Origin of the sequence: Pseudohongiella sp., from assembly GCF_011050365.1 — a bacterium.
Taxonomy (GTDB): Bacteria; Pseudomonadota; Gammaproteobacteria; order Pseudomonadales; family Pseudohongiellaceae; genus Pseudohongiella.
Genome location: NZ_DRFV01000008.1, coordinates 1 through 17,642 on the forward strand (window position 1 = coordinate 1; position 17,642 = coordinate 17,642).

The window sequence follows — 17,642 nt, forward strand, 5'->3', positions numbered from 1 at the left end:
GTACTATGTACTATGTATTATTTACTGTAGGCAATGGCCATCAGGTATCGCATTGCCTGAGACCGCCGTTAATGCAATCGGTTTCATGCCTGAGGTCAGTTTACCATCACCGCAAAAAATTGTGGCACTGAGATAAACCGGCCTGACCGCTTGACCTTGTCACAATGGTAAGGTTGAGACTAGGCTGATACACAGGAATAGCGGGAGAGCCCACCATGAACATCAGCGACGCCGCCCGCCGGAGCGGGCTTAGCAACAAGATGGTCAGACACTACGAATCGGTGGGCCTGATACAGCCACCACCGCGCAGCGCTGCCGGCTATCGGCAATATTCGCAACGCAATATCGATGAACTGACGTTTATTGCCCACGCGCGAACACTGGGCTTCTCCATCGCCCAGATAGGTGACCTGCTGAGCCTGCGCCACGATCCGCATCGCGCCAGCCGGGAAGTCAAAGCGGTGGCACAACAACACCTGCAGGAACTGAACGCCAAAATGCAGGAACTCAAACGCATGCAAACGCTGCTCTCGGACATGATAGCCAAATGTCCGGGCGACGATGATCCGAACTGCTCGATTTTGCAGCAACTTGACGCGTCCGATGGTGAATCGCACAACACGGAGTACCGATCATGAGCAAAACCCTGCAACTGGATATCGACGGCATGAGCTGCGCCTCATGTGTCGGGCGAGTAGAAAAAGCGCTGACGGAAACACCCGGTGTGAGCCGTGCAACCGTCAATCTGGCGACCGAGCAGGCGCAGGTGGTGACCGACGACAATACCCCGGTGACAAGTTTGCTGGCGACACTCGACAAGGTCGGGTACCCCGGCCGCGTTCATGACAACGGCAGTGACGCAGAGACCAGCCAGCAGGACAAAAAGGCGCATGAGATCACGGTGCTGACCCGCGATTTTATTATCGCTGCGGGGTTAACCCTGCCGGTTGCCATCCTGGAAATGGGGGGGCACCTGATACCCGCTTTTCACCAATGGATCATGCAGAACATAGGCCAGAGCAATAGCTGGACCCTGCAGTTTGTGCTGACCTCGCTGGTGCTATTTGGTCCGGGCATTCGCTTTCTGCGCCTGGGCATCCCGGCGCTGTTAAAAGGCGCACCGGAGATGAACTCGCTGGTGGCTCTGGGCACCCTGTCTGCGTGGTCCTTTTCTGTGGTCGCGCTGTTTGCCGGCGACCTTCTGCCTGCCGGCACCCGCAACGTTTATTTTGAGGCCGCTGCCGTTATTGTCACCCTGATTCTGCTCGGGCGACTACTGGAAGCGCGCGCCAAAGGCCGCACCGGCGATGCCATCAGGAAACTGGTGGACCTGACACCGGAAACTGCGCATGTGGAACGCGATGGCAAAACCGTTGAAATACCGGTGGCAGAAGTGCAGCTCGGAGATGTCCTGCACCTGCGCCCGGGGCAGCGGGTCGCCGTCGACGGCGAGGTGATATCCGGCGACAGTTATATCGACGAGTCGATGCTGACGGGAGAGCCGATACCGGTGGCCAAAACGGTCGGCGACGAAGTGGTCGGTGGCAGTATCAACAAAAACGGCCAGCTCACTTTCCGGGCCACCCGCATTGGCCAGGATACGCTGCTGTCGCGCATCGTACAGATGGTTCAGGATGCACAAAGTGCCAAGTTGCCTATTCAGGGGGTGGTCGACAGGGTAACAGCGATTTTTGTGCCGGTTGTCATGGTGCTGGCGCTGGTGACTTTCCTGGTCTGGTTACTGTTTGGCCCTGAGCCGGCACTGACGTTTGCCCTGGTCAATGCCGTCGCCGTACTGATCATTGCCTGCCCCTGCGCCATGGGCCTGGCAACGCCGACGTCAATCATGGTCGGTACCGGACGCGCGGCTGAGCTGGGGGTGCTGTTTCGCAAAGGCGATGCCTTGCAGTCCTTGCGTGATTGTCAGGTCATTGCGCTGGACAAAACCGGCACGCTGACTGAAGGCAAACCGGTGCTCAGCGATTTTGTCGTCCAAGACGGTTTTGATCATGACGACGTGCTGCAATTGCTGGCATCAGTCGAGCAACATTCTGAGCACCCGATCGCTCAGGCAATTGTTGCCGCTGCCAGCGAAAGATCGCTGCCGCTGCTGGTGACGGAACAGTACAGGACGGTGCCGGGCATGGGTGTATCGGCCAGTATCAAGGGTACACAAATTGATATTGGCGCAGATCGGTTTGCACAGGAAAAGTCGATAGCGCTGACAACCGTTCGCGACATCAGCGACGAGCTGGCTGCCACCGGCAAGTCGCCGTTGTACGCCATCATCAACAATAAACTGGCGGCTGTTATTGCGGTTGCCGACACGATCAAGGCGTCAACCCCGGATGCCGTGGCGGCGTTCCACGCCATGGGGCTGAAAGTCGCGATGATTACCGGTGACAATCAACGCACAGCTGATGCCATTGCCAGACAGATCGGCATTGATGAGGTCGTCGCCGGTGTCATGCCCGACGGCAAAGTAACGGCGATACAAAAGTTGCGCGAGCAATACGGCGCCATTGCCTTTGTCGGCGATGGCATCAACGACGCACCGGCGCTGGCGGAAGCCAATATTGGTATCGCCGTTGGCACCGGCACGGACATCGCTATTGAGTCATCGGATGTGGTGTTGATGAGCGGAGATCTGAACGGTGTGGTCAATGCGCTGGCGGTCAGCCACGCTACCCTGCGCAATATCAAACAGAATCTGTTCTGGGCATTTGCCTACAATGCCGCACTGATTCCGGTGGCGGCGGGCGCGCTGTATCCCGCTGCTGGTGTGCTGTTGTCCCCCATGCTGGCGGCCGGTGCGATGGCCATGTCCAGTGTGTTTGTGGTGACCAATGCGCTGCGCCTGCGGCGCCTCAAGCTGACGCACTAAGGCGCAGACTGTTATTTTGTCTGGCGGAAGGTCAGGTTGATACGGGCCCGACCGGTGACTGCGTGTTCACCGTCCTTGAGCGGCGCCACACCGTGGAAACGCAGCCGGTCTTCGCCACCCCAGACCACCGCATCCCCGTGCCGCAACATGATGCGCTGGGTTTTACCCACGCGCTGCCAGCCACCCCAGATAAACGTGGCCGGCAGGCCCAGGGAGAATGAGACAATGGGCGCCGTCAGATTGGCTTCGTCCCTGTCCTGGTGTAAACCCATGCGCGCGCCCGGGGCATAATAGTTGATCAGGCACACGGTAGGCTCAAAACCGGGATAGCCACCGTCACCTGCCGCCTGTTGTGCCAATGCCCGCAGGCGTGCCGGCATCGCCGGCCAGACCGTTGCCGTTAACGGATCAATGGTCTGATAACGATACCCGGCGCGATCGGACACCCAGCCCTCCGCGCCGCAATTGGACATGGCCACTGACATGCGCTTGCCGCCGGGTGTGCTCAGATGCCGATACGGCGCCTGCGCCACCACCCGGTCGATCTCCGCCATGACCTCGTCGGCATGCGCCACCAGAAAACCATGGATCCATGTTGCACCTGATCCCAATGCTTCCTGCCAAACACCGTCTTCGTCATGGATATCAAACAGATCCTGCATGGCTAACCTGCGTTGCGCGCTGACTCCGCGCCAAATTGATGTAGTATAGAAGTGCAGGAGCCAAAGGGACACCGTATGATGACCAGAGATTCGCTGCTACCGATGTTGCGCCGATTGTTGCTGCTTCCCGAGCGGCGCGACGCCGACCTCTTGCAATGGCGCATCAGCATCATGCGCAGCATTCAGCTGGCCACGCTGACCCTGGGCTCGCTGACCATGCTGGCACTTACCCTGTTTCCGATCCCGGATCAGCTAGCCATGCTGACGGCAGACTCCGTTGCCCTGCTGTGTCTGGCAGCGATAACCTTTGCCCCTCGCCTGAGCCACCCGACGCGGGCCTGGGTGTTTCTGGCCCTGGTGTATTGTTTCTGGTTGTGGATGTTCACCTTTGTCGGGGTTGTCAGTCTCGTTTTTCTGCTGAGCGTGCCACTGTTCGCAGCCATGCTGGTCGGTCTTGGCGCCGGCATCATCATGCTCACACTAAGCTGCACAGGTCTTTTTGTCATGGGTCTGGCCTACTTGCCCGGACTTGTCATCGGCGATGCCAATGCATTGTCGCCGCTGCAAACCTGGTTAATTTTGCTGATCAACTTTGCCTTTTGTGCCAGCCTGCTTACCATTACCTGTGGTGTGCTGATCAATCGCCTGGAGCTGGCCCTGGCTCTGCGCCGACAGGCGGAGGAGCAGTCACGCGCGATGGCGCAGCACGTTCAGGAGATGGAGAAGTTGCGGGCGGTCGGCACCCTGGCCAGCGGCGTGGCACATGATTTCAATAATATCCTGACCATCATCATGTCGCTGACGGAATCAATAAAAGACAAACGCCGTGACAACGCAGCCACAGAACAACTGGATCAGGTATTGTTGGCCAGTGAACGCGGGCGCGACATTGTGCGCCAGCTACTGATGTTCACCCGGGAATCCCTGCCCGATCGCAGGCTGATCGACCTGAACACGGTGCTCCGGCAAATGGAGCCTTTGTTGCGTGCGCAAATGCCGGCCGGCACGCGCTTTGGCCTGACCACCGAAGATGCTTCGATGTCATGCCATATCTACGCCAATGCCTCGGAAATCCAACAGGTTATGATGAACCTGGCGGGTAATGCTGTCCTTGCATTAAAACCCGTCGACAGCAGTGACGAAGCGCAGGCAGACGAGATTGGTATCACCGTCAGGTCACTGCACCCCGACGATCCATTGCTGGCCTCGTTGTCACTTGATGGCCAGAGACTCTACGTCAGCGTGACTGTCCGTGACACCGGTATCGGCATACCGCCGGCTGTGATCAGTCGCCTGTTCGAGCCCTTTTTTACCACGCGTGAGCCCGGTCAAGGGACCGGCCTGGGCCTGGCCAGCAGCCACGGCATCGTCAGCTCACTGGGCGGTGGTATTGCCGTTGCGTCTGAGCCCGGCAACGGCAGCGCCTTCACGGTCGTGTTGCCGCTGGCGGAACCAGATGTAAAGACTGCGGCACCCGACCCTGCGTCATCTCCGACTGCAGAGGCGCGACCCGCCGGACTGTCGCCGGTATTACTGGTGGACGATGAACCCCTGATTTTGCGCACCGGCTGCGCCATGCTGGAAAATGCCGGCTATCCGGTGACCGCGGCAGTCAACGCTGTTGATGCCCGGGCTGCGCTGGAACACACAGAGTTTGCCATCCTCATCACCGATTATTCCATGCCCGGCGAGAATGGCGTGTCACTAATTCGTCAGGCACGCGCGCTGCAGCCGGACATTCCTGTCATACTGGTCAGCGGACTGGGTCATGTTGATGAGCTGGACAATGAGCTGGCAACCAGATTGGTGATGTTGCCCAAACCCTATAAAAAACAGGATCTGCTTGACGCCATCGCCGGCCTGCTAGCGAACCGTTAGCCGGTAAACCCACACACTTTTTTTGGAGTCCCGCTTTCTGACATGAGTCAAATGCTGACACTTCACACTGGTCCGGAGCCTTGCCTGTCATTGCACGGTGACTGGACGCTGCCGCATTATCGTAACTTGCGCAAACAGCGGATCGGGCCCGCCGACGATGTGCAGCGCCTCGATGCCGGGGCGTTGACGGCACTGGACACAGCTGGCGCAACGGTACTGCTGCAGTTACTGGGGGCCGAGCGCTTACGCACGCTGGTGCCCCACACGAGCGGCCTGTCTGCGGAACGTCAGGCGTTGCTGCTGGCCGTAGCGGACGCCATGGCCACGCAAAGTAACGCGCCGCCCAAACCCGGTTATCGCTTTGGCGACGGGCTGGCACAACTGGGTCGTCAGGTTCTCAGCGCCTGGCAACAACTGCTGGCATTTCTGAACTTCCTGGGCCTGACGCTGGTCACCTTGTTCAGTCTGTTGCCACGGCCATGGCGCTGGCGCATGACCGCGCTGGTAGCGCAAATGCACCAGGCAGGCCTGAACGCAGTACCTATTGTCGCCGTGCTCAATTTTCTGGTAGGCGCCGTGGTGGCCTTTCTGGGGGCGACCGTGCTGCGTGAATTCGGCGCCACCATATACACCGTTGATCTGGTTGCCTATGCCTTTATGCGGGAACTGGGTGTTTTGCTGGCAGCTATTCTGCTGGCGGGCCGCACCGCCAGTGCGTTCACCGCACAGATTGGCTCCATGAAGGTCAACGAAGAACTGGACGCGCTGAAAGTTCACGGCATGAGCGCCATCGAAATGCTGGTCATTCCTCGCCTGCTGGCGTTGCTGATCACCCTGCCCATGCTGGCGTTTGTCGCCATCCTGGCGGGTATTGCCGGCGGCGCAGTGGTCTCGGTACTGACACTGGACATCAGCCTGACCCGTTACATTGCCATCGTGCAGGAGGTGCCGGTGAAACATCTGCTACTGGGCCTGAGCAAGGCTCCGTTTTTTGCCGTGCTGATTGCGCTGATTGGTTGCCTGGAAGGTTTCAAGGTTGCCGGCAGCGCACAATCGCTGGGCGAACGCACAACATCTGCGGTCGTGCAGTCCATCTTTGTGGTGATCCTGGTCAATGCCATCGCTGCCCTGTTCTTTATGGAGATGGGCTGGTGACATCAACGCAAGCCATCATCAAAGTACGCGGTTTGTGCAATCAGTTCGGCAGCAACGTCGTGCATCAGGATCTTGACCTTGATGTTTACCGTGGCGAGATTCTGGGCGTCGTCGGCGGCTCCGGCACCGGCAAGTCGGTGTTACTGCGCTCTATTGTGGGACTCATGACGCCAACGGCAGGTGAAGTTAACCTGTTCGGGAAAAACATGCTCACGCTACCTGCAGCAGAACGTGCCGCGATGGAACAGCGGGTAGGCGTGTTATTTCAGAAAGGCGCGCTGTTTTCATCGCTGACTGTGATGGAGAATATCTCCCTGCCGCTGATCGAACATGCGGGACTGACGCGCCAGGAAGCCAGTGAAATTGCCCGCGTAAAAATTGCACTGACCGGGCTCGCTGCGCATGCCGCTGACCTGTATCCGTCGGATTTGTCCGGTGGCATGATAAAACGGGCATCACTGGCCAGAGCGCTGGCACTGGATCCGGACATTCTGTTTCTGGATGAACCGACGGCGGGTCTTGATCCGATCGGCGCTGCGGCATTCGACCAGTTGCTGAAAACGCTACGCGATGCGTTTAATCTGACGGTATTTCTGGTCACACATGATCTGGATACCCTGTACACTGCCTGTGACCGGGTTGCCGTGCTGTCGCAGAAAAAAGTCCTGGTGGCGGATCGTCTGGAGGTAGTTGCCGGCACTGATGACCCATGGATCCGGGATTATTTTCAGGGCCCGCGAGGCCGGGCGGCGTCGCAGGCCGCTGATCGTATCGAGCGCTAAACCGTTAAGAGCATTACACTCAATAAGCGTTATTTGGAGGCAAGTCAATGGAGACCCGGGCGCACCACATTCTGATTGGTTTGTTCACACTGACCGGCGGCGCGGCCATTCTGCTGTTTATTTTGTGGATGGTGAATTTTGGTGTTGACCGCAATTATCAGACCTACGATATCGTGTTTCGGGAAGCCGTCAGCGGTCTCAATGTCGGCAGCGCTGTGCAATACAACGGCATAGGCGTGGGTCAGGTGGAATCGCTGACACTCGATCCCAATGACCCGCGCCAGGTATGGGCACGGGTGAGCGTCGCCAGTAGCACGCCGATTAAGTCCGATACTCAGGCGCGCCTGACCCTGCTTAACATCACCGGTGCCTCCGGCATTGAACTGAGCCAGGGTACGCCTGACAGCCCCTTGATGGGGACCGATCAGGCGGGCGTGCCGGTTATTATCGCGGAGCCCTCGTCACTGGCGCGGCTGCGCGGCGACAGCGAGGAGCTGATACTCAGCGTCACCACCTTACTGGACAGTGCCAATCGGCTCCTGTCCGAAGAGAATTCAGCCTATATCACCCGGGTGCTGGACAACCTGGATACGGTAACCACCGCGCTGGCGCAAGAGCAGGACACGTTGCGCGAGGGCTTGCAGAGCCTGATTACCGCCGGTCAGGATGTCAGCGGCCTGATCGCGCGTTTTGACCAGCAAACCTCGGATTACGCCGAGCCGCTGTTATCCAGTGCGGTGCAGACCATGAACAATATTGAGCAAATGAGCATGCGCCTGGATACATTACTGAGCGAAAACTCACAGGCGCTGACCACCGGCATGCAAAGTCTGAATGAGTTGGATCCGGCTATTCGCGAATTACGCGATACCATGAGCAGTTTCAGTGCCATTGCTGATCGTCTGGAAGCCGACCCCTCTGGCTTTTTGCTGGGTGGCGACAATATCAGGGAGTTCACACCATGACAAAACGCTTGCTGTTGCTAATGACCACGCTCTTCATAAGTGCCTGTCAGATTCTGCCGGAACGGCCCGAGGTGGCGCTGTATCAGTTACCGCCTTCGTCCATGGCAGCTGCGTCAGAAACTGGCAGTACTGTCGCCGCCAGCCTGCGCCTGGACCGGCCGGGCACCAGTGACGCGCTGGGTGGCAACCGCATACTGGTACTGGCTGCCAACAACAGTTTTGAGGCCTACCCCGGTGCCCGCTGGTCGGCACCGGTTCCGACCCTGTGGCGCGACTGGCTGCTGGATGCATTCTGGCGTGATGGCTCCATAGCTCAGCTCAGTGTGTCCGCAGATGGCTTACAGGCGCAGTTTGAACTGGGCGGTATGTTGCGGGCGTTGCATACCGAGTATCGCGATGGCAGAGCGCAGGCGCTGGTTCATTACGATGCCCTGCTGATTGACACGCGCAGCCGTGAAATTGTCGCCAGACAGCGCTTCGAAGCACGCGAGCTCACCACTGACAGTACTGCCGAATCGGCGGTGCAGGCCCTCGGCGTTGCCGCCGACAGACTGGCAGCAGAACTGATCCAATGGACACTGATCACGATCAGCGACTCGCACTAACGAACCAGGTTGGGCGTTGTTCACGATAGACTGGAGTACTTGCAATGACAATATCGACCGGCATCAATGGTTTTGGCCGCATCGGCAGGCTGGCGCTGCGCGCCGCCTGGGACCGACATATTCTGCAGATTACCCACATTAATGATCCGGCAGGTGATACTGCGACACTGGCACATCTGTTGAACTTCGACTCGGTACATGGTCGCTGGCATCACGAGGCGCGGGCCGACAGTGGGCCAGATGGCGAATTCATCATCATTGAAGATCAGCGAATCCGGGTCACGCAGAATACACAAATCGCTGACACCGACTGGTCGGCATGCCAGGTCGTGATTGAAGCCTCTGGTAAAATGAAAACCAAAGCATTGTTGCAGGGCTACCTTGACCAGGGTGTGCGTCGAGTTGTGGTCACCGCACCGGTCAAGGAAGACGACGTACTTAACGTGGTGATGGGTGTTAATGACAATGAATACGACCCGGCTCTTCATAGTATAGTGACCGCAGCGTCCTGCACCACCAACTGCCTGGCACCTGTGGTCAAGGTGATTCATGAATCACTGCGCATCAAACACGGTTCCATGACCACGATTCACTCGGTGACCAACACCCAGACCATTCTCGATGCACCACACAAGGATCTGCGCCGCTCGCGTGCCTGCGGCCTGAGCCTGATTCCCACCACCACCGGGTCAGCCACGGCCATCACGCATATCTTTCCCGAGCTCAAGGGCAAACTCAATGGCCATGCCGTGCGGGTGCCTTTGTCCAATGCATCACTAACCGACTGCGTGTTTGAAGTTGAACAACCAACCACCGCAGAGGCAGTCAACGACCTGTTCAAAGCCGCCGCTGCCGGCCCGTTGCAGGACATTCTGGGATACGAGGAACGACCGCTGGTCTCTATCGACTACAAAACTGATCCGCGCTCCAGCATCGTTGATGCGCTGTCTACCATGGTGATCAATGGCACACAGGTGAAAATCTATGCCTGGTATGACAACGAGTGGGGTTACGCCAATCGCACGGCCGAACTGGCCGAGCGGGTTGGCCGAATCGATCAGGACGGCTAGCCTGTAACCATTATGCTGGCCAACCTGTCCTCCGACATCAAACAGTATCTGGTAGTCACCGGCAACTACTGGGCGTTTACGCTGACCGATGGTGCACTGCGCATGCTGGTTGTGTTGCACTTCCACAGCCTGGGTTACAGTCCCCTGCAGATTGCCATGTTATTTCTGTTCTACGAGATTTTTGGTGTCATCACCAATCTCTGCGGCGGCTGGCTGGGCGCCCGTATCGGTCTCAACCGCACCATGAACATCGGGCTGTTTCTGCAGATACTGGCGCTGGGCATGCTGCTGGTGCCCGCCGCCATGTTGACCGTGCCCTGGGTGATGGCGGCGCAGGCATTATCGGGTACCGCCAAGGATCTGAACAAAATGAGCGCCAAAAGTGCCATCAAGATACTGGTGCCCGCCGATGCCCAAAACAGTCTGTATCAGTGGGTGGCCTTGCTGACCGGGTCCAAGAATGCGCTGAAAGGTGCGGGCTTTTTTATGGGGGGCGCCCTGCTTACGGCTATCGGTTTTGCCGGCGCAGTAATGGCGATGACTGCAGGCCTGTTGCTGGTATTTTTGACCAGCCTGTTGTTATTGAAAAAAGACCTTGGGCGCGCTACCAACAAGCCCCGCTTCACTGATATTTTTTCCGGGGACCCGGCGATCAATCGGTTGTCCGCAGCACGAATGTTTCTGTTCAGTGCGCGCGATGTCTGGTTTGTGGTAGCGCTGCCGGTGTACCTGTCACAAACACTGGACTGGGATCACTGGCAGACCGGTGGCTTCCTCGCCGCCTGGGTAATAGCTTACGGTATTGTGCAGGCGCTGGCACCGCGCCTGACAGGCATTGCCAGGGCAGCGCCCGACGGACGCAATGCGCTGCGCTGGGCCTGCATCCTGGCGACAGTACCAGCGTTAATAGCACTGGGACTGATGAGTTCGACAGCCGTGAGTATTTTCATGAACCCGGCGACAGTACTCATTGTCGGTCTGATGATGTTTGGTGTGGTATTCGCCATCAATTCGGCGTTGCACAGCTACCTGATAGTCAGCTATGCGCGCGCGGACGGTGTCTCACTGGACGTCGGCTTTTACTACATGGCCAATGCCATGGGCCGTTTGTTGGGTACGGTGTTGTCGGGCTGGGTGTTTCAGGTCGCCGGCCTGGTCGCGTGTCTGTGGATTTCCTGCGCCATGATTGTGCTAACGGCGCTGATCTCGATCAGATTGCCAGCGCGACATCAGGGTCTGAGTTCGTAAACACAGAAACCATCTTCGGCCAGCAACAAGCGACATTGGGAAAAATATTTACCGGCGTGTTTCTCCAGTGGCACAAACTGATTAACGACGAAAATGGCCCGCGTGCTGCGGCGGCTTAAGCGCGAAGCGGCGGCGAGGAACTTTTCTGTCAGCGTGTCGCTGACGGCAAAGCCCTGGTGGAAAGGCGGGTTACAGAGAATCATGTCAAAGCGGCCACGGATGTTGCCCGCGCAATCATCCGCGACGCAATCAACCGTCAGGCCATGTCCGGCAAAATTTCTTTGCGCTGCGTCAATAGCCGCCACGTTATTGTCAGTAGCACAACGTGTCTCTACATCCCACTCTTTGGTTGCCAGCATCAGGTAGCCCCAGCCACAACCCAGGTCAAGCACGCTGTTTACTGATTTCATATAGCGCTGAATGGTGGGCAGAACGGTCGTCAGCAACTCACTGCCGCGGTCGATTTTTTCCCAGCCGAACACGCCCGGCTTGGAATAAAACGTGACGTTTTTATGTTGCACCTGGCGCAGTTGTCCATAGTCGTTGTCTGGCAACAATTGTTTATCGGTCAGCGATACTGGCCGGTTAAAATTTGCCAGATAACTGTTACCAACTTTGCGGGTGTTGTTCTTCAGACCGTAGGTTTTTGCCGTATTTTTGGCAATGGACTTAAGGCCATCCTGTTTGCCGCCAATGATCGTCAACACGCCATCATGACTCAGGTGTCTGAGGGCCTGATTGATACAATGGTGCGCCACCAGTTTTTCTTTGGAAACGCGATACACAATGCTCGGGAACTCGCCCAGCTGCGAGAAATCGAAATCACTGAGCAGTGTCGTGACGCCTTTGGACTGGAGATCTGCATGAATATCATAGCGGTTGGTCATGGCTGTTAAAGCGGCAGCGCCGGGTACCGTCATCAGTGATTCAACCGGCAGACTTTCATCCACAACCCACAAAGTGGGCTGCATGTCTGCGCCCGGAGACAACTGTTGCAGCACCAGGCTCAGGTTGTGATCTTTTACGCCAGACGTGCTCAAGAGCTGACATCTCCGATCTCGGCCCGGGTCAGTGCCCGGTACTCGCCCGGTGCCAGTGCAGTGTCGAGTTCGATGCCGCCCACCTTGATCCGGTGCAATTTTTCCACGTGTCGGCCACAAGCCGCGAACATGCGCTTGACCTGATGGTAACGACCTTCACCAATGCTGACTTCCACCTGCTGGCCCTGCAGTGATCTGAGCATGGCGGGTCTGGTCGGTTTGACCTCATTGCGCAGGGTAAAACCCTCGCTGAAGCGTTGCACAATGGCCTCATCAATCGGTGCATCCAGTTCCGCCACATAGGTTTTCATGCATTCGCGCCGCGGCGAGATGATGCTGTGCACCCATTGGCCATCATCACTGAGCAACACCAGACCAGTGGTGTCCTTGTCGAGACGACCGGCAATGCTCAGGTCATCACCATCAAAACCCATCAGATCAAGCACGGTAGGATAATCGCCGTCAGTGGTGGCGCAGACATAACCTTCAGGTTTGTACAACATGAAGTATCGTGGTCCGCGTATTTCCACGACCTCATCGTCCAGCATCACGGTATCTTCAATGGTAATGCTGAGCGAGGCGCTTTTGACGACCTCATCATTTACCGTCACTCGCTTGCCCCTCAGGGCCCGACGCGCCAGCTCGCGGGACAGTTCAGTGGCATGAGCGAGGAATTTATCCAGACGCATGGGAAATTTGGCAGAGGACATGGGCAATGGCTTCAATAAGGTGGCGTGATGATTGTTTGATTGAAATAGTGACTGATCTGAGCGACAACCGATTCAGTCAGCCTCTCACGCACCCAGCCAGGTGTCGCTAGCATAGCAGGCCAGACATGGCGCAACAAACCGGCGATCGGTTTACTGCCCTCTCCAGCTGGCTTTTAGCAGTCATCAGCAGGCCAATTACCGGAAACTTTCGTATACACTCGACATAACTTACTTGTTGCGAGGTGCCGAACATTGACTGTGCTACCGACCCTGCTGACCAGAACGCTGCGTTACGTCTGCCATTCAGTGCTGATAATCGGCTGCCTGCACTCTCCGGCGATGGCGCAGAACATGGATCGGGCCAGCATCATTGAGACGCTGAAGCTGGAACAGCTGGGCCAACAGGCCGGGGAGCTGCCCAGAATCCACAGCTTGCTGATCAGTCATCAGGGCGAGCGTATTTTTGAACAGTATTATGCCGGGCGCACAGCCAACCAGCCGGCCAATATGAAATCGGCCTCCAAAAGTGTGATCTCGGCACTCGTGGGCATTGCCATCGACCAGGGTTACATCAGTAGCATAGATGAGCCGGTCGCCACGTTCTTCCCGGCATTCAACCATCCCCAATCACCTGAGCAATGGCAGTCACTGACTATTCGCCACCTGCTGACGATGCAGGCCGGATTGCAAAGTACCAGCGGACGAAACTACGGTCGCTGGGTGGTAAGCGATGACTGGGTAGAGAGCGCCCTGTCCCGGCCCTTTATCGCCGAACCCGGCTCAAACATGATCTACAGCACCGGCAGCACTCATATTCTGTCCGCGATCCTGACCACCGCCACGGGCATGAGCACACGCGAATTTGCCCAGCAGTATCTGGCGTCTCCGATGGGCTTTCGCATGGCGTACTGGAGCCAGGATCCGCAGGGCATCTTTTTTGGTGGTAACGATATGGAGATCACGCCGCGGCAAATGCTCGCCTTTGGTGAATTGTACCTGAACAACGGGCAGTACAATGACACGCAGATCGTATCGACTGACTGGGTTGAGCGTTCGCATCAGTCACACGCAGTATCCCCACGTGGCCAGGGTCGTTTTTACGGCTACGGCTGGTGGCTGCGTGAGATGGCCGGCATGCTGGTGCCATTGGCATGGGGATATGGCGGGCAGCTGATTTTTGTTGTCGAAGAGTACGACCTGGTGATTGTAGCAACCTCCGACAGCACACCCGGCAGTGGTCGATCTGGTCACTTGCGACAACTTTATGCGTTTATGGAAAATAATATTCTTGCCCGATTACAGGCAGAAAACGCCTCGGCCTGGTAACACATTTCCATTTACCAATTACCGGTGTCGGGCATACCCAACATGCCTTCACGGCCGAATCAATGGCTTAGCAAAAGGCCCGCTAATGTGTCCCGTTAACACGACAGTTTTTGGCACTTTTTTAGGAGTTTTTTTAAAATTTTCAGGGTAATACCTGAATACTGGATACTTTGCTATCTGGCATAATCTTTGCGACTATGTAACTTGCAAACAGGGATTCATTCGACACAATGATGTCTTAGGAGGATAGCAATATGTTGAGTTGGGCTATTACATTTTTGATCATTGCCATCATCGCAGGCCTATTGGGCTTCACTGGCATCGCAGGCACGGCAGTTGGTATTGCTGAATTATTGTTCTTTGTCTTTATCATTCTGTTCATCGTTGCGATGATCGCACGCGCCGTTCGCGGCAAACCGCCGGTCTAGCCGCGTACCTGTACATTGCCGGGTGAAAGGAGTGACCTGACAAAGGACTGATAGATGCAATGGAGTGCACAAGGGACTATAAGGACGAGAAGCAGAAGAAGGATTTTTGAATAACCGGTGTGTGTTATGTCACACTATCAAGGAAAGTCAGCTAGCCACGAGCCGGCTAGTTGGCTGTTTAATAATGTCCAGGAGGATATATGAATAAGCTTTATTTACTTTTTATTGTCGCTGTATTGGGCCTGGCTGCCTGTGAGCAGCAAGGTCCGGCTGAAGAAGCGGGTGAAAACATCGACGAGGCCATGGAAGAAGTGGGCGATGAGATTGATGACGCGACCAATTAAGTTGCCGTCACCCTGCTACTGACTTCCCCGCGGTAACAAAGCGGCTCAGAAGCAGCGGCAGTAAGCAAAGGTCTGCCAGCAGCGCCAGCAACATTGCCAGCGCTGTTAGCAGTCCGAACACAACACTCGGCACAAAATCCGAGAATGCCAGCATCGAAAAGCCGGCACCGATCAACAGACTTGTATAAAGCATTGCCATACCGACTGTGGCGTGCGAACGTGTGACCGCCTCCGCCGCATTCCCTGCCTTTTTCAATTCCGCCAGATACCGGTGCACATAGTGTATGGTATCGTCCACGGCTATCCCCATCACGATCGCAGCGATGGTAATAGTCATCAGATCCAGCGGCAAACCGACCCAGCCCATAACGCCAAAAATGGCAGCAGTTGATAACAGGTTCGGCGCGATAGCAACCAGCGCCACTGTCAGTGATTTAAAGATCAGCATAAAAGTCAGCGTTAACGCGATGTAGACAATTGCCAGCGTGGTGACCTGAGAGTCAGCGAGTTGTTGCATGATATCCTGATACAACATAAACAGATTGGTCAGCTGGTATTCCGATTCCGCTATCCCTAGTTCGGACATGTCGTTCTTCACACTCTGCAGCAAACCGGCACGGTTGAGACCTTCAGTCAGGTCTTCCACCCAGATATTGAACCGAACCTGATTGTTGTCTTCATCGAAGAATGATCCGATGAGGTCGTCGCGAAACGATTCATCCATCATCCAGTACAGCGCGGTGAGTTCATATTCGGTCAGCGGCCGATCATTATTCACTTCACGCGCCAGATCCGTCATGTTGACCGGCGACAGTATGCGCCCGGTGGCATCATAACGATTGAGCCGGTTCTGGATACGTTGCATGCTCAACACGCTTTCAGCACTCATCACGATATCCGGATCGCCCGATTGTTCGGGCAAGGTGTAGATGATGTCCAGCGGAGTGGTGCCGCCAAAGTGCTGATCAATGTAGGCGAGTTCCTGATAGATCTGGGTAGAGGGTTTGAAGTAGTTGATGAAGCTGTTCTCCACACTCAACCGCATGGCACCTGACACGCCCACACCCAGTATCAACAGACACAGCACCCAGACCACCGCCTGGTATTTCAGTACCAGTGCGCGAAAGCCTTTAACCAGCGCAACCAGCACTGACAAATCCTTGCGAACTTTTTCCCGTGGCAGCAGGTCGATCAGCACCGGGAACAGTATCAGACTTACCACAATCGACACCGACATCGCGATAATCATCATCCAGCCGAAGGAGATAACCGGCTGGATGCCACTGAAAACCAGTGAGGCAAAACCCACCGATGTGGTGATGCCGGCAAAAAAGCAGGGCCCCATCTTTTCATCCAGCGTAGCGCGGACCAACTCGCGCTGCGTCAGACCATTGTCACTTTCGGCTAACTGGCGGTACTGCACAATCAGATGGATGACGATGGCCAGGGTCAGAATAAGCTGCAACGCGATAAAGTTGGCCGAGATCACTGTCGCTTTCATGCCAAACATGGCCAGCAGGCCTATCGTTGGCAGTACGCTGCAAATACAACACACCACCGGAATCAGGATCCAGCGCAGACTTCTGAACAGAATCAGAAGCACAAGGCAGATCATCACTGCTATCGCGGCACCGAAAATGACCAGATCATTACTGATAATTTCAATGAGCTGATAGGCGATGACGTGCACGCCGCCCAGTCTGATATTTGCCTCGTCGGCATACTCGGCGGCAAGTGCCCGTAGCTGATCAATTTCTTCGATACGGGTTTGCTCAAGCGCCTGTTCAATGGGCTCCCGCTCTATGCTGAGGGTTTCCAGTTCCTGCTGTTCTTGTTGCGTCAGTTCGCGATCCACACTGGCGCTGTTGAGGGCGTTGATGCGGCCGTTGAGTTCCTGCAGGCGAGCATCAGTGCGAAACAGAATTTGCAATGCTGCCGCAGTCTGTTCACGATTGACCAACAGATCCGCGTAGATGGGGTGATCGTCGAATTCCTCTTCAATCTGCTGCATCTGAAACTCACCATCATTGATGGTCATGTTTTCCAGATCGCCGCTGACGTCCTGTACGTTGTCAACATTGGCAAAAAGCGGCACATTCAGCATATTGCGCACGGACTCGACGCGTTCCATCGCGAGCACGGCAGCGGTCAGGGAGCGGATACTGGTAAAGGTGGTCTCGGAATACAGTTCGTGGCCAGTGGGCTCATACGTGAGCAGCAGGAATTCCTGCGGCGCATAGCGCTGATTGACATCCTGGGTCTGGATATACAGTTCATTGCCCTGGGTGAGCAAGGTGTCTGGGGATGCGTCGATTTCAAAGTGACGGGCCTGCCAGCCCAGTATTGCAACCAGTATCAGGAAGCCCGCAAGAATGGTCCCGGGCCAGTTCAGCATCAGCTTGATGAAACCGGCTTTCAGCGAACTGAAGATTCCCTCTGCCTGTTGTGATTTATCCTGCCTCGCCGTGTCCTGCGAGGGCACATCCTGTTCAGACTTTGGCGATGGCATCCTGCGACTCCTCACTGCAATGGACGCCCAGAATAG

General features: G+C 56.3%; 16 protein-coding genes. 12 read left to right on the plus strand and 4 right to left on the minus strand.

Going from position 1 to position 17,642, the window contains the following annotated elements; all coding sequences use genetic code 11:
* The first annotated feature begins 215 nt into the window (after nt 1-215).
* Nucleotides 216-638 carry a Cu(I)-responsive transcriptional regulator gene (gene cueR / locus ENH71_RS05895; RefSeq protein ID WP_294135872.1) on the plus strand — a complete coding sequence of 141 codons (423 nt, stop codon included), beginning with the start codon at nt 216-218 and terminating at the stop codon, nt 636-638.
* The gene (locus ENH71_RS05900; RefSeq protein WP_294135870.1) at nt 635-2,884 is read left to right on the plus strand and encodes a heavy metal translocating P-type ATPase; all 2,250 of its coding nucleotides are present in this window, start codon (nt 635-637) and stop codon (nt 2,882-2,884) included. The genes cueR and ENH71_RS05900 overlap by 4 nt, the downstream gene beginning before the upstream one ends.
* 11 nt (nt 2,885-2,895) lie before the next feature.
* Here ENH71_RS05900 and alkB read toward each other — a convergent pair whose 3' ends face one another.
* Nucleotides 2,896-3,546, minus strand: coding sequence for a DNA oxidative demethylase AlkB (gene alkB / locus ENH71_RS05905; protein WP_294135868.1), 651 nt, complete (start codon nt 3,544-3,546; stop codon nt 2,896-2,898).
* A 75-nt stretch (nt 3,547-3,621) separates the two neighbouring features.
* On the opposite strand from alkB, the gene ENH71_RS05910 reads away from it, so the two are divergent.
* From ENH71_RS05910 to arsJ, 7 genes are read left to right on the plus strand one after another with little or no spacing between them, the layout of a single operon-like run.
* Nucleotides 3,622-5,424 (plus strand): hybrid sensor histidine kinase/response regulator, encoded by a 1,803-nt coding sequence (locus ENH71_RS05910; protein ID WP_294135866.1) that lies wholly within the window; start codon nt 3,622-3,624, stop codon nt 5,422-5,424.
* 42 nt (nt 5,425-5,466) lie between these two features.
* Nucleotides 5,467-6,579, plus strand: coding sequence for an MlaE family ABC transporter permease (locus ENH71_RS05915; RefSeq protein ID WP_414704717.1), 1,113 nt, complete (start codon nt 5,467-5,469; stop codon nt 6,577-6,579).
* Complete coding sequence (locus ENH71_RS05920; protein WP_294135862.1) at nt 6,576-7,361, plus strand: ABC transporter ATP-binding protein; 786 nt, start codon at nt 6,576-6,578, stop codon at nt 7,359-7,361. The genes ENH71_RS05915 and ENH71_RS05920 overlap by 4 nt, the downstream gene beginning before the upstream one ends.
* A 47-nt stretch (nt 7,362-7,408) precedes the next feature.
* Nucleotides 7,409-8,326, plus strand: coding sequence for an MlaD family protein (locus ENH71_RS05925; protein WP_294135858.1), 918 nt, complete (start codon nt 7,409-7,411; stop codon nt 8,324-8,326).
* Nucleotides 8,323-8,931, plus strand: a complete 609-nt coding sequence (locus tag ENH71_RS05930; RefSeq protein WP_294135855.1) for an ABC-type transport auxiliary lipoprotein family protein — start codon at nt 8,323-8,325, stop codon at nt 8,929-8,931. The genes ENH71_RS05925 and ENH71_RS05930 overlap by 4 nt, the downstream gene beginning before the upstream one ends.
* Before the next feature lie 44 nt (nt 8,932-8,975).
* Entirely contained in the window at nt 8,976-10,001 is a 1,026-nt protein-coding gene (locus tag ENH71_RS05935) for an ArsJ-associated glyceraldehyde-3-phosphate dehydrogenase (protein WP_294135853.1), read from the plus strand.
* 12 nt (nt 10,002-10,013) lie between these two features.
* Nucleotides 10,014-11,249, plus strand: a complete 1,236-nt coding sequence (gene arsJ, locus ENH71_RS05940) for an organoarsenical effux MFS transporter ArsJ (RefSeq protein WP_294135851.1) — start codon at nt 10,014-10,016, stop codon at nt 11,247-11,249.
* Here arsJ and ENH71_RS05945 read toward each other — a convergent pair.
* A complete protein-coding gene (locus ENH71_RS05945; RefSeq protein ID WP_294135848.1) occupies nt 11,231-12,289 on the minus strand; it encodes a class I SAM-dependent methyltransferase in 1,059 nt (352 codons plus the stop codon). The genes arsJ and ENH71_RS05945 overlap by 19 nt on opposite strands.
* Complete coding sequence (gene rsuA / locus ENH71_RS05950) at nt 12,286-12,999, minus strand: 16S rRNA pseudouridine(516) synthase RsuA (protein ID WP_317622416.1); 714 nt, start codon at nt 12,997-12,999, stop codon at nt 12,286-12,288. Before rsuA ends, ENH71_RS05945 begins: the two co-directional genes overlap by 4 nt.
* A gap of 258 nt (nt 13,000-13,257) precedes the next feature.
* Between rsuA and ENH71_RS05955 the strand changes: the two genes are divergently transcribed.
* The 3 genes from ENH71_RS05955 (at nt 13,258) to ENH71_RS05965 (ending at nt 15,097) form a co-directional block, all read left to right on the plus strand.
* Nucleotides 13,258-14,325, plus strand: a complete 1,068-nt coding sequence (locus tag ENH71_RS05955) for a serine hydrolase domain-containing protein (RefSeq protein WP_294135875.1) — start codon at nt 13,258-13,260, stop codon at nt 14,323-14,325.
* Nucleotides 14,326-14,579: 254 nt separating this feature from the next.
* Nucleotides 14,580-14,753 carry a DUF1328 domain-containing protein gene (locus ENH71_RS05960; RefSeq protein ID WP_294135846.1) on the plus strand — a complete coding sequence of 58 codons (174 nt, stop codon included), beginning with the start codon at nt 14,580-14,582 and terminating at the stop codon, nt 14,751-14,753.
* 200 nt (nt 14,754-14,953) lie between these two features.
* Entirely contained in the window at nt 14,954-15,097 is a 144-nt protein-coding gene (locus ENH71_RS05965) for a hypothetical protein (protein WP_294135844.1), read from the plus strand.
* A 7-nt stretch (nt 15,098-15,104) separates the two neighbouring features.
* Here ENH71_RS05965 and ENH71_RS05970 read toward each other — a convergent pair whose 3' ends face one another.
* Nucleotides 15,105-17,606, minus strand: coding sequence for an efflux RND transporter permease subunit (locus ENH71_RS05970; protein WP_294135841.1), 2,502 nt, complete (start codon nt 17,604-17,606; stop codon nt 15,105-15,107).
* Between the last annotated feature and the right edge of the window lie 36 nt (nt 17,607-17,642).